This window comes from Kribbella kalugense (assembly GCF_004365875.1).
GTDB classification, from domain to species: domain Bacteria; phylum Actinomycetota; class Actinomycetes; order Propionibacteriales; family Kribbellaceae; genus Kribbella; species Kribbella kalugense.
Genome location: NZ_SODF01000002.1, coordinates 381,008 through 395,998, shown reverse-complemented (window position 1 = coordinate 395,998; position 14,991 = coordinate 381,008). Strand labels below are relative to the sequence as shown.

The 14,991-nt window shown below is 68.2% G+C and carries 12 protein-coding genes; 5 read left to right on the top strand and 7 right to left on the bottom strand.

The annotated features are described in order from the left end of the window. The first annotated feature begins 101 nt into the window (after nucleotides 1-101). The 5 genes from EV650_RS19480 to hemB are packed head-to-tail and all read left to right on the top strand — an operon-like array spanning nucleotide 102 to nucleotide 5,773. A complete protein-coding gene (locus EV650_RS19480; RefSeq protein ID WP_134120474.1) occupies nucleotides 102-857 on the top strand; it encodes a redox-sensing transcriptional repressor Rex in 756 nt (251 codons plus the stop codon). After that, nucleotides 854-2,170, top strand: coding sequence for a glutamyl-tRNA reductase (locus tag EV650_RS19475; RefSeq protein WP_134120473.1), 1,317 nt, complete (start codon nucleotides 854-856; stop codon nucleotides 2,168-2,170). Before EV650_RS19480 ends, EV650_RS19475 begins: the two co-directional genes overlap by 4 nt. Further along, entirely contained in the window at nucleotides 2,167-3,045 is an 879-nt protein-coding gene (hemC, locus tag EV650_RS19470) for a hydroxymethylbilane synthase (protein ID WP_134120472.1), read from the top strand. The genes EV650_RS19475 and hemC overlap by 4 nt, the downstream gene beginning before the upstream one ends. A gap of 2 nt (nucleotides 3,046-3,047) precedes the next feature. Beyond that, a complete protein-coding gene (locus tag EV650_RS19465; RefSeq protein WP_134120471.1) occupies nucleotides 3,048-4,790 on the top strand; it encodes a bifunctional uroporphyrinogen-III C-methyltransferase/uroporphyrinogen-III synthase in 1,743 nt (580 codons plus the stop codon). A 5-nt stretch (nucleotides 4,791-4,795) separates the two neighbouring features. Then, nucleotides 4,796-5,773, top strand: a complete 978-nt coding sequence (gene hemB / locus EV650_RS19460) for a porphobilinogen synthase (protein ID WP_134120470.1) — start codon at nucleotides 4,796-4,798, stop codon at nucleotides 5,771-5,773. An 847-nt stretch (nucleotides 5,774-6,620) separates the two neighbouring features. On the opposite strand, the gene EV650_RS19455 is transcribed toward hemB, so the two are convergent. The 7 genes from EV650_RS19455 to EV650_RS19425 all read right to left on the bottom strand — a co-directional run bounded on the left by EV650_RS19455 (nucleotide 6,621) and on the right by EV650_RS19425 (nucleotide 14,954). After that, complete coding sequence (locus EV650_RS19455) at nucleotides 6,621-8,606, bottom strand: HNH endonuclease signature motif containing protein (RefSeq protein WP_134120469.1); 1,986 nt, start codon at nucleotides 8,604-8,606, stop codon at nucleotides 6,621-6,623. 156 nt (nucleotides 8,607-8,762) lie between these two features. Further along, nucleotides 8,763-9,287: a dihydrofolate reductase family protein gene (locus tag EV650_RS19450; RefSeq protein WP_134120468.1), complete on the bottom strand. Its 525-nt coding sequence runs from the start codon at nucleotides 9,285-9,287 to the stop codon at nucleotides 8,763-8,765. A gap of 36 nt (nucleotides 9,288-9,323) precedes the next feature. Beyond that, entirely contained in the window at nucleotides 9,324-10,148 is an 825-nt protein-coding gene (locus EV650_RS19445; protein ID WP_134120467.1) for a carbohydrate ABC transporter permease, read from the bottom strand. Further along, a complete protein-coding gene (locus EV650_RS19440; protein WP_134120466.1) occupies nucleotides 10,138-11,076 on the bottom strand; it encodes a carbohydrate ABC transporter permease in 939 nt (312 codons plus the stop codon). Before EV650_RS19440 ends, EV650_RS19445 begins: the two co-directional genes overlap by 11 nt. Further along, a complete protein-coding gene (locus EV650_RS19435; protein WP_134120465.1) occupies nucleotides 11,073-12,320 on the bottom strand; it encodes an ABC transporter substrate-binding protein in 1,248 nt (415 codons plus the stop codon). The genes EV650_RS19440 and EV650_RS19435 overlap by 4 nt, the downstream gene beginning before the upstream one ends. A 9-nt stretch (nucleotides 12,321-12,329) precedes the next feature. After that, entirely contained in the window at nucleotides 12,330-13,925 is a 1,596-nt protein-coding gene (locus EV650_RS19430) for an FAD-dependent oxidoreductase (protein ID WP_134120464.1), read from the bottom strand. After that, nucleotides 13,926-14,954: a LacI family DNA-binding transcriptional regulator gene (locus EV650_RS19425; protein ID WP_134120463.1), complete on the bottom strand. Its 1,029-nt coding sequence runs from the start codon at nucleotides 14,952-14,954 to the stop codon at nucleotides 13,926-13,928. It lies immediately after the preceding gene. Between the last annotated feature and the right edge of the window lie 37 nt (nucleotides 14,955-14,991).

Sequence of the window (14,991 nt, the reverse complement as noted above, 5' to 3'; positions counted from 1 at the left end):
GCGTCACTTTCGCCGATTTTGTTCTCACGTTCACAAGCTCCTAGAGTAAGAACCGCCGCCGGCCGTCAGACCGCGGTGAACCAACCGCTCCCAGGAGAATTGTGACGCGTGCCAGCAGCCGTCGCCCCGGCCCGCCGACGAGAACCGAACGCGGCATCCCCGAGGCGACTGTCGCGCGCTTGCCGGTCTATCTGCGGGCCCTGACCGCGCTCTCGGACGGCGGTATCGCGACCGCGTCGAGCGAGGATCTGGCCACCGCGGCCGGCGTCAACTCCGCCAAGCTCCGCAAGGACCTGTCCTACCTGGGGTCGTACGGCACCCGCGGCGTCGGGTACGACGTCGAGTACCTGCGCTACCAGATCGCCCGCGAGATCGGCGTCACCCAGGACTGGGCCGTGGTCATCGTCGGGATCGGAAATCTGGGCCACGCGCTGGCCAACTACTCCGGCTTCGGGACCCGCGGATTCCGGATCGTCGCCCTGCTCGACGCCGACCCCAACCTGGTCGGCGAGCGGATCGGCGACATGGAGGTCCGCGACTTCGCCGAGCTCGAGGCCATCGTCGAGGCCGACCGGGTCTCGATCGGGGTCATCACCACCCCCGCCGGTCCGGCCCAGGAGGTCTGCGACCGGCTGGTCGCGGCCGGCGTGACCAGCATCCTGAACTTCGCCCCGGTAGTGCTGTCCGTGCCCGACGGCGTCGACATCCGCAAGGTGGACCTCTCGATCGAGTTGCAGATCCTGGCGTACCACGAACAACGAAAGTCCGGAGAGGCGGCGCTTCCCCAGGTGCCCGAACTACCAGCGATGAACGGCCTGACGGATCTTCCCAGTGTTGGAGGAGGTGTCGGCGCGTGAGTTACCTGGTCGTCGGCATCAGTCACCGTTCCGCTGACATCAACGTCCTCGAGCGGGTCGCGCTCGACGCGGACGCGGCGATCAAGCTGGCCCTGGCCGTGAAGCACACGCCGGCCGTTGCGGAGTCCGCAGTACTCGCGACCTGCAACCGGACCGAGGTCTACGCGACCGTCGACCGGTTCCACGCCGGCATGGACGAGGTCACCGCGATCCTCTCCGACGTCACCGGCGTACCGCTGCTGGATCTGGCCGAGCACCTCTACGTGCACTTCGAGGAAGGTGCCGTCGCGCACCTGTTCCAGGTCGCGGTCGGGCTCGACTCGATGATCGTCGGCGAGAGTCAGATTCTCGGCCAGGTGAAAGAGACGTTGCGCGTCGGCCAGGACCTGGAGACCATCGGCACGGACCTGAATGCCCTGTTCCAGCAGGCGTTGCGGGTCGGCAAGCGGGCTCGGACCGAGACCGGTATCGACTCCGCCGGGCGCTCTGTCGTCTCGGCCGGTCTCGACGCGGTCGGTGGATTCGAGGGCCGCCGCGCGCTGGTCGTCGGCGCCGGTTCGATGGCCTCGCTGGCCGCTCAGACTCTGCTCAACGGTGGCGCGAAGAGCGTGACCATTGCCAACCGCAACTACGACCGTGCGGTGACTCTGACCGACCGGATCGGCGGTGCGGCGATCCGCCTGGCCGACGTACCGGACGCGTTGCGCGACGCCGACCTGATCGTGTCGTGCACCGGCGCGCGTGGCGTCGTACTGACCGAAGAGATGATCCGCAACGCCTCCGACGGCCGGCCACTCGGCGTACTCGACGTCGCCCTGCCGCGGGACGTCGCGCCTGAGGTCGTCCGGATCCCGGGCGTCACGCTGGTCACGCTCGCCGACCTCGCTGGTACGGCGGGCGGCAGCGAGGCCGACATCGATGAGGTACGCCGGATTGTCGGCGAGGAGACCGGGGCGTTCGAGGCGACCCGGCGGGCCGCGTCAGTAGCGCCGACTGTGGTCGCGCTGCGGGCGATGGCAACCGAACTGGTCGACGCCGAGCTGGCCCGGCTGGAGCGCCGGCTGCCCAGCCTCGACGAGCACGAACAGCACGAGGTCGAGCGGACCATCCGTCGCGTGGTCGACAAGGTGCTGCACAACCCGACGGTCCGGGTGAAGGAGCTCGCAGCCGACCCGGGCGGACCGACGTACGCCGATGCGCTGCGGCAACTGTTCGCCCTCGACCAGGCTGCCGTGGATGCTGTCACGGCCGCGAAGACTCCGGCCGAGACGAGCAATACCCGCGCCGACTCGAAGGCTGGTGAGAACGCATGATCCGGCTGGGTACCCGGCGGTCCGTACTGGCGACCGTGCAGGCCAACCTCGTCGCCGACGCGCTCCGCGCCGGCGGGCACGAGGTCGAACTGGTCCCGATCCAGACCACCGGCGACGCCAACAAGGTCGCCCCGGTCGAGCAGATCGGCGGCACCGGCATCTACGTCAGCGCGCTGCGCGACGCCTTGCTGGCCGGCGAGATCGACATCGCCGTGCACTCGCTCAAGGACCTGCCGACCGCGCCGCTCGACGGCCTCACCATCGGCGCCATTCCGGTCCGCGAGGACCCGCGCGATGTCCTGGTCGCCCGCGACGGCCTGACGCTCGGCGAGTTGCCGCGCGGCGCACTGATCGGCACCGGCGCACCACGCCGGGCGGCCCAGATCGACGCGCTCGGCCTGGGCGTGGAGTGCACCGGAGTCCGTGGCAACGTGGACACCCGGATCAATCTGGTTGCCGAAGGCAAAGTGGACGCGGTCGTTCTCGCGAGGGCAGGTTTGGCCCGGTTGGGTCGGCTGGCCGAGGTGACCGAGACGCTGGACCCGATCCAGGTTCTGCCGTCACCGGGACAAGGTGCACTGGCGGTCGAGTGCCGGTCGGACGACACCGACGTACTGGCTGCTCTGGCTCCGCTGGAGGACCCGTCCACCCGGGCTGCGGTGACAGCGGAGCGGCAGTTGCTGGCCACCCTCGAGGCAGGGTGCACGGCTCCGGTCGGCGCGCTGGCCGAGGTGGTCGAGGGTGAGGACGGTCCGGAGCTGTGGCTGCGTGGTGCGCTCGGTCAGGACGACGGCGTACGGCGGCTCTCCGCGAACGGGCCGGTTGACGATCCAGTTGCCCTAGGCAAGCGGCTGGCGAACGAGCTGCTGGAGTGACTATGACACCGGCACAAGGCACGACGGCCCAGAACACGGCACAGAAGACGGCCCAGAAGACGAGCAGGAAAACGACGAGGGCGAAGGCAGACGTGAGCGCGAAGACAGCGGCCACCGCGGCATCGAGGACACCTCAGACGGCTGCGACCAGCACCGTCAAGCAGACCAGACCACTCGGCCATGTCACGTTCGTCGGTGTGGGTCCTGGTGACCCGGCGCTGCTGACGCTGGCCGGCCGCGACGTGCTCGCCAGCGCCGACGCGGTCGTTGTCGAGGGCCCCGAACACGACGCGTTCCTGACCTACTGCAGGCCGGGCGTCGAGGTCGTGGACGGCTCCGGCACCGAGGGCAGCCGGGCGCTGAAGGTCGCCGCCCGGGCCCGGCTGGTGGTGAAGACGGCCAAGTCCGCGGCGAACGTGGTCCGCCTGCTGACCGGCGACCCGTTCACCTTCTCCAGCGGCGCCGAAGAGGCGGTCGCGTGCAAGAAGGCGGGCATCGGGTTCAACGTCGTTCCCGGCGTGAGCGAGGTGAGCGCGGTTCCGACGTACGCCGGGATCCCGCTGACGATGAAGGGCGACCGTGAGGTCACCGTCGTCGACCTGGCCGAGAACAAGCTCGACCTGACCCGGCTGCAGCCGAAGCAGACGCTCGTGCTGCTGAACGCTGTCGAGGCTTTGAAGGACACCGTCGCCGCGCTCGTCGAGGGCGGCTTCGAGGCGTCCACGCCGGTCGCCGTGACGGTCGGTGGTACGACGACCGCGCAGACCAGCGTCGTCGGCACGCTCGAGACGATCGTGATGGACCTGCGCGCGTCGAAGGTGATCGGCGAGGCCGTGATCGTCGTCGGCGCGGTGGTCGAGCAGCGTGAGTCCCTGTCCTGGTTCGAGACCAAGCCGCTGTTCGGCTGGCGGATCCTGGTCCCCCGCACCAAGGACCAGGCCGGGCCGCTGATGGACCGGCTTCGTCGGTACGGCGCGATGCCGGAAGAGGTCCCGACCATCTCGGTCGAGCCGCCGCGCAACCCGCAGCAGATGGACAAGGCGATCCGCGGCCTGGTCGAGGGTCGCTACGAATGGGTGGCGTTCACCTCGGTGAACGCGGTCAAGGCGGTCCGGGAGAAGTTCGACGAGTACGGGCTGGACGCGCGGGCGTTCTCCGGGCTGAAGATCGCGGCGGTCGGCGACAAGACCGCCGAGGCGATCGCTGCCTGGGGCATTCGTCCGGACCTGGTCCCGTCCGGTGAGCAGTCGGCCGCCGGTCTGGTCGAGGACTGGCCGCCGTTCGACGAGGTGCTCGACCCGATCAACCGGGTCTTCCTGCCGCGTGCGGACATCGCCACCGAGACCCTGGTCGCGGGTCTGACCGATCTCGGCTGGGAGGTCGACGACGTCACGGCGTACCGGACCGTGCGGGCCGCCCCGCCGCCAGCGCCGACGCGTGAGGCGATCAAGTCGGGCAAGTTCGACGCGGTCGTCTTCACCTCGTCGTCCACCGTGCGGAACCTGGTCGGCATCGCCGGCAAGCCGCACGCGTCGACCGTGATCGCGGTCATCGGCCCAGCCACCCTGAAGACCGCCGAGGAACACGGCCTGCGGGTCGACGCGATGGCCGAGACGCCGTCCGTCGAGGAGCTGGCCGACGCCCTCGCCCGGTTCGGTGCGGACCGGCGTGACACCATGGTGGAGGCCGGGGAACCGGTCACCCGTCCGTCCGAGCGTCGCTCGGGATCTCGTCGGAAGAGCTGATCTAGGTGCCTGGATTCCCGGAGGTCAGGCCGCGGCGGCTTCGGTCGTCGGTGGCGATGCGCAGGCTGGTCGCGGAGACCACGCTCGAACCACGGCAGCTGATCCTGCCGATGTTCATCCGGGAAGACGCCAGCGAACCGATCCCGATCAAGTCGATGCCCGGCGTCGTACAGCACACCCGGGACACGGCTAGGAAGGCGATCGCCGAGGCGGCGTCCCTTGGTCTCGGCGGGGTGATGCTGTTCGGCGTACCGTCGGAGAAGGATCCGCAGGGATCTGGTGCTCTGGACCCTGAGGGCATCCTGAACGTCGCGATCCGGGACGCAGTATCCGAGGTCGGCGACTCGCTGCTGGTGATGTCGGACCTGTGCCTGGACGAGTTCACCTCGCACGGGCATTGCGGCGTACTGGACTCCGCCGGCCGCGTGGACAACGACGCGACCCTCGAGATCTACGCCGAGATGGGCGTCGCACAGGCCACCGCCGGCGCGCACGTCGTCGGCCCGTCCGGGATGATGGACGGCCAGGTCGGCGTCGTCCGCTCCGCTCTCGACGCGGCCGGCTTTGTGGACACGGTGATCCTGGCGTACGCCGTCAAGTACGCGTCGGCATTCTTCGGCCCGTTCCGCGAGGCGGTCGGCTCGTCGCTGACCGGCGACCGGAAGACGTACCAGCAGGACAACGCCAACGCCCGCGACGCCATCCGCGAGGTCGACCTCGACGTGGCCGAAGGCGCCGACATCGTGATGGTCAAGCCGGCTCTCGCGTACCTCGACATCATCCGCCAGGTCCGCGACCACGTGAACATCCCCGTCGCCGCCTACAACATCTCCGGCGAGTACGCCATGGTCGAAGCCGCCGCCGCCAACGGCTGGATAAACCGCGACGCCGCCATCCTCGAAACCCTGACGTCCATCCGCCGAGCCGGCGCCGACACAATCCTCACCTACTGGGCCACCGAAGCAGTCCAACTCCTCCGGTGAACTAGCGTCGACCCCGCGTGCTACGAGTTGCCCCTCGTCGCTCCGCTCCCCGGCACACCTGCTACGCGCGCTCCCACCCACCCACCCACCCTCCGGCTACCGCCGGCGCATCCCTTCCGGCTACCGCCGGACCTTGCCGGCTACCGCCGGCGACCTGCGGGCTGCCGCCCGCGAACTCGCGCCTGTCGCGCGTTCGACTGCTTGGCTCGCGCCCGTCGGTGGGCGGATGGTAGTGCCGGCGACAGTGGATGAAACCGCCCGTAGCCTGGTGGGCTCATGGTCCGAGCCGGTGTGAACATCGCCCGCGCTCTGCGGTTGAGCCAAGCGCGGTCTCCGCAGCCCTGGTGGCTGATCGGCCGGACAGGTGACGATGAACCCATCGTCGGCGTCGACAGAGGTCGATGTCTGTAACCGGCTGGCTGAGCGGCGTGCGGAGGCTGTCGCACGACCTGCACGACCTGCACGACCTGCACGACCCGCATGACCAAGGCCGCTGGTGAACCGACGAGCGCCTCAGTGTTCGAAGACATCCCGAGCCCCCGCAGGTTCGCCGCCTCTACGGCTTCGACGTACCGGAGGTAGCCCCAACCCGCGGGACGAAGGTTCCGGCTGCTGGCAGTGGGCCTACCAGTGCGCGAGGTCCAGCCGGTCACGCACGCCGTCGTACACGACCTCCCCGACAACACTCGCGCTACCGCTACCGCTACAGCCACCGTCGCCGGCTTAATGGGGAGTGGCGCCAACGTCCGTCGTGCGAGCCAGACGAGAGACGCCACGGCGCAGCGCCGGAGACTCTCGCACGCTTCGAGGGACGATCGCCACCGGCATCCCGGCATCCCGGGAGTTGTCAGCTGGCGCTTGCGTTATCGGCCCATGAATCGAACGGCATGCAGCCCGACCATCTGGCGGGTGTGGGCGGCCCGGCTGTAGACGCGTGCGCTGCCTCCCCGTCGCCCCACGGGTCGAACGCGACACGCTTCGCTCGGTGGGAGGGTGTAGGCGGACCTGCTGTAGCCGGCTCTGGGGCGTCGTCATCGCTCCATGGGTTGAAGGGCGCGGTTTCCTGCGAGCCGTTGAGCGTGGGTTGCTCGGCTGTAGCCGCGTGGGCTGCATCTCCGTCGGCCCATGGGTCGAATGCGACGTGCGTCGCCTGGTCGGAGGGCGTAGGCGGCCTCGATTTGTCCGTGTCTGAGCCCTCGTCACCCCAGGGGTTGAAGAGCGAGGGTTTCACCGGGCGTGCACGTGTTCGCGGCGGCACCTCGTCCTTATCTGGGAGGTGTTCGTCGTCGGTCCAGGGGTTGGGGGGTGGGGGTTTGGGGTGGTGGATTATGTCGGCGGTGGGTGGGTGGTATTTGTTGCGGGGGATCTGGTCGGGGGTGGTCCAGGTGGGGTGGGTGACGTGGACGATGCCGTTGAGGATTCGGATTTGCCAGTGGCCGGAGTGGAGGTCGCGGTGGTCGCGTTTGCAGAGGAGTGCGAGGTTGGAGACGGCGGTGATGCCGCCGTCCAGCCAGGGGACTACGTGGTGGGCATCGCAGTGGATGGGTGGGGCGTTGCAGATGACGCAGCCTTTGTCGCGGGCGTTGAGGGCGCGGCGCATCGGGCGGGTGACGAGGCGTTGGGTGGTGCCGACGTCCAGGGGTTGTGATTTGGACCCGAGGACGATCGGGAGGACCTCGGCGTCGCAGGCCAGCCGGCGGATGGTCGCGGCGGACAGGTTGTCGCCGAAGACCAGCGCGCCGGTTGCGTGGGCGGTGGCTGCGGCGAGGTCGTTGTAGTCGATGGTGATGCTGATGTGGGGCTTGGGTCCGTGGCCCGGTACGAAGTGACGATCGTTGCCCGGGGGATCCGCAGTACAAGCTTCGGGATCACGGCTGTCTGCATCGCCGTCGTCGGTGTCGGCTGGTGGGAGTGGCAGCTGGATGAGCGTGCCGCCCTCGCCGTGTTCTGTCCGCTTCGCCGCGCTGTCCGACGCGCTGTCGGTTGCCGGGTCCGACGTGTCGCCGGTGTCGGCCGGCTTGGGGTGAGTGACGGTCGTCGTGTTGGTGGCCGTGGCGGTGTTCAGGATTGTGGTGAGGGCGTCGGCCTGGCGTTTGGTTAGGGGGCGGGGGTCGAGGTCGCCTTCGATGGTTTTGTGGGGTTTGGCGTGGGCGTGGATGAGGGTGCGGAAGAGTTCGGCGTTCTCGTTGGCTAGGTAGCCGCGGAAGGTGACGCCTTGGTCGGCGGTTTTCCAGGCCAGGGATTCGCGGAGGTACGCCGCTTTCTCGTCGGGTTCGGGGCCGTCGGGGTCGAGGATGTCGCGGATGGACTTGCCTGCTTTGCGGAGTTCGGTGGGGGTGTGGGTGGCGGCGAGGTCGATCAGCTTCTGTTCGGCGAACTCGAGGTTCTCGGTGGGTACTGCGGCGGGCACCTTGTCCAGGACGGACACGATGGCGGCAGCCTGCGCGGGATCCACCCGCCACGTGCCGCCTGCAGCATCAGAGTCCCCGGCGTCCCCGGCGTTTCCGACGTCGCCGGTGTCCCCGGTGGTTGGGTTGGTGAAGGGGATGGTCGGGTCGGGGAGGGCTGCGGTGGTGGCGGCGTACTTGGTGAGGCTGGTGGCGAGGCGGACGTCGCGGTGGGCCTCGGAGGAGTCGATGCGGTAGCGCTTCGTCAGTAGGCGCGCGGTGTTGCCGGCGCCGAGCTCGGTGGCGTAGCCGGACTGGTCGATGGCGGCGATCAGCTGCAGAGCGAGTGTCTTCAATCGGGCTATCTCAGCGAAGACCGCGTCGAGCGCTGACAGTTGCTCGCTGTCGCTCATCGACCAGACGGGTCGTTCGCCGAGGATTTCCATGCAGACAACTCTAGACACGGCCACCGACAGTTTTCGAACCCCAGAACCCCTTATTTCTAAGAGATTTCAAGACTCAGGGTTTTCCACAGGCACGCTCGGCGGAAGAGTCGGGTGGCCAGCGCAGAGTTCGCGACGAGCGACGAGCGACGAGGGGGTCTAGTGCTGGATTGTGTAGTCGGATTGGGTGAAGCCGGCTTTTAGGGTTCGGGTGGCGTTGTGGGTTAGGGGGATGTCTGCGGTTACCGGGCCGAAGAGGGGGATGCCGGTGCCGAGGATGACGGGGGCGGTGGTGATGGTGAGTTCGTCCAGGAGGCCGGCGCGGAGGAAGGTCTGGATGACCTGGCCGCCGTCGGTGTAGACGCGACGGGCGCCGCGGTCGTTCAGGGTCTCGACCAGGGCCTCGAGGGTTCGGTGGACGATGATGCGTTCGTCGGCGTCCGGGTCGAGGGTGGTGCTGAGGACCTCGACCTGCTTGCCGTCGTACGGCCAGGCGTCGAAGTCAAGGGCCAGCTCGTAGGTGTTCCGGCCGAGTACGACGGTGTCGATCGACGCCATGAACTCGTCGTACCCGGTGTCGCCGGCGTGCTCGCCGCGTTCGGTCAGCCAGTCGATGGATCCGTCCGGGCGGGCGATGTATCCGTCGAGGCTGACCGCGATGAAGACGGCCGCATGAAAGCTCACGCCGCCATTTTCACACGCGGCCCCAATCCGGCTCGGTCAGCCCTTCAAACCGGTTTGGGCGAGGCCTTCGACGAACTGGCGCTGGGCCAGCACGAAGATAATCAGGACCGGGAGGGCGGACAGCGTCGCGGCGGCCAGTTGGGTGTTCCACATCGGGCCGCCGTACGCGTCGACGTACTGGGTGAGGGCCTGCGGGATGGTGAACTTCTGCTTGCTGGAAAGGAACACGATCGGCTCGAGGTAGAGGTTCCAGCTGTGCAGGAAGGTGAAGATGGCCACCGCGCCGATCGCCGGTCGCGCCAGCGGGAGGCAGACGCGCCAGAACAGGCCGAACCGGCCCAGGCCGTCGACGCGGCCGGCCTCCTCGAGTTCGGCCGGCAGGGTGATGAAGAACTGCCGCATGATGAACGTCGCGAGCACGCTCGGCGCACCCAGCATCGGGATCAGGATCAGCGGCCAGTGCGTGTCCACCAGGCCGAACGTGTCGAACATCCGGTACAGCGGGATGATCGTCACCTCGTTCGGCACCAGCAGCCCGCTCAGCACGATCACGAACACGATCCCCGCACCCCGGAACCGGATCCGCGCGAAGGCGTACCCGGCCAGCGCGGACACGGCCAAAGTCCCGATCGTCACCACGAGAGCGATGTACAGACTGTTCAGATACTGCCGGCCGAACGGCTGCAGCTCGAACACCTGCCGATAGGCCTCCAGCGTCGGAGAGGTCGGCAGCAGCGTCGGCGGGAACGCGAAGATCTCGGACACCGGCTTCAGCGACGTCGTCGCCATCCACCAGATCGGGAACACGAACGGCACACAGCACACCAGCAGTACGCCGTACACCAGCAACTTAAGCCTCATGGAATACCCATCTCCGCCGCATCCGCCACTGCACAGCCGTCAGCACCAGAACGATCAAGAACAACACCAGCGAAAGCGTCGCGCCGTACCCGAAGTGGTGGAACTGGAACGCCTGCTGGTACAGGTAATAGACCAGCACGGTCGTCGACGTCCCCGGCCCGCCCTGCGTCAGTACGGCGATCTGCGCGAAGACCTGCAGCGAGCCCACGATCGTCAAGATCATCGTCAGCAGGATCGTCGGACTGATCAGTGGCACCGTCACCCGGCGGAACCGCGCCCACGCCGACGCACCATCGATCCGGGCCGCCTCGTAGAGCTCGGCCGGTACACCCTGCAACGCGGCCAGGAACAGAACCATGTTCAGCCCGACGTTCTTGAACAACTGGACCACGATCACCGACACCATCGCAGTACCGCCGGACCGCAGCCAGTTCGGCCCGTCGATCCCGAACAGGTTGAGAAAGGCGTTCACCCCGCCGTTGTCCTGCAGGAGGAAGCCCCAGACGATCGTCCAGGCCACCAGCGTGACCACAACCGGCGAGAAGAACAGCGTCCGGAACACCACCGTTCCACGCAGCTTCTGGTTCAGCAGGACGGCCAGGAACAACGCGAGACTCAGGTTCAGCACCACGAGCCCGACCGAGAACAGACCCGTTGCCCTGAGCACCGGTCCCAGCCGCGCATCCGAAGCCATCGCCTTGTAGTTCTCGGCACCGACGAAGTTGAAGGTCCCGGCCAGCACGTTCCACTCGTGCAGGCTGTACCAGACCACCAGGCCCAGCGGGACCAGCACGAAAACCACGATCCCGGCGAGCTGCGGCGCGACCATCAGCCAGCCGGCCAGGGTGTCGCGCCGCCGCATCGTCCAGTACGGCGCTTTGCCGGCCGGCGCTACCCGGGATGTCGGCTTGTCGAGGAGCAAGGTCATTTCGCCAGCAGCGGGTTGATCTTCGAGCAGACACCGGACAGGACGGTCTTCACGTCCGCGTCCGGCTTCCACAACGGATCGAGCGCGGCACGGACGGTCTGCTGCAGTTCGGCGTACCCCGTGTGGCTGGGCTTGATCGTGCCGGTCTCGATGCCCTTGACAACGACACTGTCGAGCTGGGCCGGCTTGAGCAACGGGTTCGCCTTGGCCAGGGTCGCGGCGTTCAGCTGCGACTTGCGCGGCGGCGGGAAGAACTGCGCGAGCTTGGCCGAGTTCTCCGCATTGGTGAAGTAGGCAAGGAACTGCTTGGCCGCGTCCGCGTGCTTGCCGCGCTTGAAGACGCCGATCCCGGCCTGCCCGACGACCGAGTAGTCACCGGCGGGGCCCTTGGGCAGTGGCACCAGATCCCAATGGAACTTGGCCTTCTGGAGCAGCGCGGCCCGGCTGATCTGGGTCAGGATCATGCCCGAGTCACCGGCGAAGAAGTCCTTCGTCACGCCCGGTCCCGGCATGCCCTTCTGGGTGAAGATCAGGTTGTGGACGAACGTCATCGCGTCCACCATCGCCGGCTGGTCGAACTGGCAGGTCTTGCCGTCCTCGCTCCACGGCCGCGCACCCCAGCCGGCCCAGATCGCGTTCAGCGTGTCCCAGCCCTTGTAGTCGAAGTCACCGACGACGACCCCGCCCTTGCCAAGCGCCTGTACGGCGGCTGCCGTCTTGGCGGCCTCCTCCCAGGTCCAGGTCCCGGACGCGATCTGCTGTGCCGGAGCCGGCCGCCCCGCCGCCTTCACCAGGTCGGTGTTCACGAACACACCCAGCGGCGAGGTGGAGAACGGGTACGCGTACAGCTTGCCGTCCTGCTCCCAGTCGGCCGTTGTGCTAGGCAACAGGTCGGCGTCCTTGTCGATCGGCTCGAGGGCGCCGGAGGTGACGAAGTCGGGTGCGTTGCTCTCGAAGATCCAGGCCAGGTCGGGCACGTTGCCGCCGCCGATCTGGGTGGTCAGAGTCGTCGTGTAGCTGTCGAACGGGATCGACTCGAAACTGATCTTGCCGATCTCCGGATGGTCCTTCTTGTAACCGGCCGCGATCTGGTTGAACAGAGCCAGATGCTGGGCGTTCGCGCTCCAGATCGTCATCCGCAGGTCGACCGGTGCATCGCTCTTGCTCGAGCTGGATCCGCCGCCGCACCCGGCTGCGACCAGCAATGCCGCGGCGGTCAGGGCCGCGGTCAAGGTCTTCTTCATGTCGACTCCTTAGTAGCCGGTGATGGCCGGCCAGCCGAGTTCGATGCCCTGGGCAACCAGGCGGTCCTGGAACTCGCCGAGCAGGGCGGGGGTGGCGCGGACCGCGCGCGGGTCGGTGCCGCGGTCCAGGCAGAAGGCCGCCAGTGCGCCGGCGGCCTCGCCGACGTTCCACTCGACCGGATGCAACCGGTAGCAGCCGTTGGTGATGTGGGTGGTGCCGAGGTTCTTGTTCGCCGGCAACAGGTTCTCGACCCGCTGCGGGATCAGCGCCCCGAGCGGGATCCGGAACGGGCTGCTGGCGACGTCGATGTAGTTGTCCCCGCCGGTCGACGGGTGCAGGTCGATCCGATACATCCCGATCCCGACGCTGTCCTCGTACTCGACGGCGCCCCGATCGCCGCGCACCGCGACGGACAGGTCCTGCTCGACGATCGTGTACTCGGCCTTGATCCGACGAGATTCCCGCAGGTACGGCGCCTGGGCCAGACCGTCGGCCGATCCGAGCAGGTCGCCGCGCAACCGCAGTCCGGGGAAGCCCGCGCCGCCGTCGGAGCGAGGCGCCTCGGTCTGCAGCCAGTAGAAGACGGACTGCGAGAGTTCGCGTGCCGCGGCGAGGTGCTTGGCCGCATCCGGTACGTCGATCACCGGACCCTCGAAGTAGTCGATCATCGGCCAGTTCACCAGGCAGATGTCGCTGTCGTAGGCACCCGGGACGAAGTGCCGGCGAGCCGCGATCCGGCGGAACGTCCACAGGTTCATGTCGCCGCCGGACCGCCGCTGATCGGCGACGACCGCAAGCGGATCGTCATCGGGGTTGGGGGTGAACGTACGCTGCGAACTCTCCAGCGTGCGCGGGTTCGGCGCGGTCCAGGACAGCAGCCGATCGCCCCAGAACGACGGCTGGTAGTTCCGCCAGAACGCGTAGTTGGCCGGCTTGTCCCCGACATGATCGCCGTCGACCTGATCGACCGCGAAGCAGAACGACACCGCCTGCATGTTCAACGGCTGCGCCTCCGCGGGCGCACTCGGCTCACCGGTCTCGGCCTGCGCCTCGAACCCGGTGACGTACTCCGTCCCAGTCAGCGGCAGCAGCTCACCGGCCTCGGTCGCGTCGAGGACGTACGGCGCCGTGAGCGTCAACTGTTCCCCGGTGTCGCGATGCTGCACGGTCACCGAGCTGACCCGGTCTCCGTCCGTCTCAGCCGCCACCGGCCGATACGGCTGCAGAACCACCAACCGGCGACTAGCCCGGTACGGCGCAAGCATCCCCTCGAGCACAGCCAACGCCGCCCGCGGCTCGTGACAGAGCTTCGACACATACCCCGCACCGGGGTTGAAGTGCTCCGCGGCCCGCGAGGCAGCGGTCAGCGGGTAATGGCGGCGGTAGTAGTCGCGGATCCCGTCCCGCAACGCCCGGTACGACGCCGTGACGCCGAACTGCTCGACCCAGGTGTGCTCGTCCGGCGGCACAGCCTGGCTGGTCAGCTGACCGCCGAGCCAGTCGAACTCCTCGGTGAGCACCACCGAGCGACCGGCGCGCAGCGCGGCCAGGGCGGCGGCAACCCCACCGAGCCCACCACCGACGACAAGAACATCCGTATGCATCTAGGCACCTTTGCTAGGCGGGCTAAGGGTGATTCCGTCGGTCAGCTCGCACGGGAGCAGCAGTTGACGGTCGGTCGTGGCACCACTGAGGATCGCCTCCAGCAGTTCGACCGCCCGCAGGCCCATCGCGCGCCGCGGCACGTGGAAGCCGCTGAAGTCGGGATCGGTCGCGACCGGCCGAGTCGAGTCACCGAGCGCGATCACAGACAGCTCACCCGGTACGTCGACCCCCCGCTCGGCCGCGGCGCCGTACAGCGCGATCGCGTCGGCCCGTTCCTCGACGAACGCCGCCGTGATCCGGTGCTCCAGCAGGTCGTCGAGCACCTCGCCGGGCGAGCGGCCGGTGGTTGGAAGATGAGGTGCACGCCGTCCAGCCGCCTCCCGGAAGCCGCGCAGGCGGTCGGCGGATGACTCGGCTCCGACGCCGAGCCCCGCGAAGGCGATCCGCCGATGCCCGAGCGCCTGCGCGCGTTCCACAACCGTCCGAGTGGCGGTGGCGTAGTCGGCACCGACGTACGGGACCGGGGCGCCGGCGTCGTCGCGACGGCCGACCGAGACGAACGGATACTCCTCGGCGATCAGCCGGGCCAGCTCGTCGGCCGGGATCTCACGGCCGAGCAGCACGCAACCGTCGGCGATCCGGAGCCGGTTGTTCTCGTGAAAGATGCGCCGGCGGCCGTCCGTCACCGGCGCACTGGTGAACAGCAGCAGGTCCCAGCCCAGTCGCTCGGCGTGGTCCTCGATCCCGGCCAGGAACGGATGGTAGAAGTCGCCGCTCGAACTCGGGAAGACCGACTCGTAGGTGAACACACCGAGGATCTGGTTGCGCTGTTGCTGCATCCGCCGGGCCAGCGGGTCGGCTTGGTAGCCGGTCTCGCGGATCACCTTCAGCACCCGGTCGCGGGTCTCGGACGGGATCCGGGCGGTCGCGTCGCTGCGGTTGTTCAGTACCAGCGAGACCGTCGTCTGACTGACCTTGGCCAGCCGCGCGATGTCACGCTGGGTGAGTCGGGTCGCCTTCTCGGGCATCGATCAATCCTTCACGGTAATACGCATTGCCGGGAAC

Bases quoted from the DNA above. Each gene is read 5' to 3' on its own strand.
- hemC (WP_134120472.1), top strand. From the start codon at position 2,167: ATGATCCGGCTGGGTACCCGGCGGTCCGTACTGGCGACCGTGCAGGCC.
- EV650_RS19465 (WP_134120471.1), top strand. From the start codon at position 3,048: ATGACACCGGCACAAGGCACGACGGCCCAGAACACGGCACAGAAGACG.
- EV650_RS19455 (WP_134120469.1), bottom strand. From the start codon at position 8,606: ATGGAAATCCTCGGCGAACGACCCGTCTGGTCGATGAGCGACAGCGAG.
- EV650_RS19445 (WP_134120467.1), bottom strand. From the start codon at position 10,148: ATGAGGCTTAAGTTGCTGGTGTACGGCGTACTGCTGGTGTGCTGTGTG.
- EV650_RS19440 (WP_134120466.1), bottom strand. From the start codon at position 11,076: ATGACCTTGCTCCTCGACAAGCCGACATCCCGGGTAGCGCCGGCCGGC.
- EV650_RS19435 (WP_134120465.1), bottom strand. From the start codon at position 12,320: ATGAAGAAGACCTTGACCGCGGCCCTGACCGCCGCGGCATTGCTGGTC.
- EV650_RS19430 (WP_134120464.1), bottom strand. From the start codon at position 13,925: ATGCATACGGATGTTCTTGTCGTCGGTGGTGGGCTCGGTGGGGTTGCC.
- EV650_RS19425 (WP_134120463.1), bottom strand. From the start codon at position 14,954: ATGCCCGAGAAGGCGACCCGACTCACCCAGCGTGACATCGCGCGGCTG.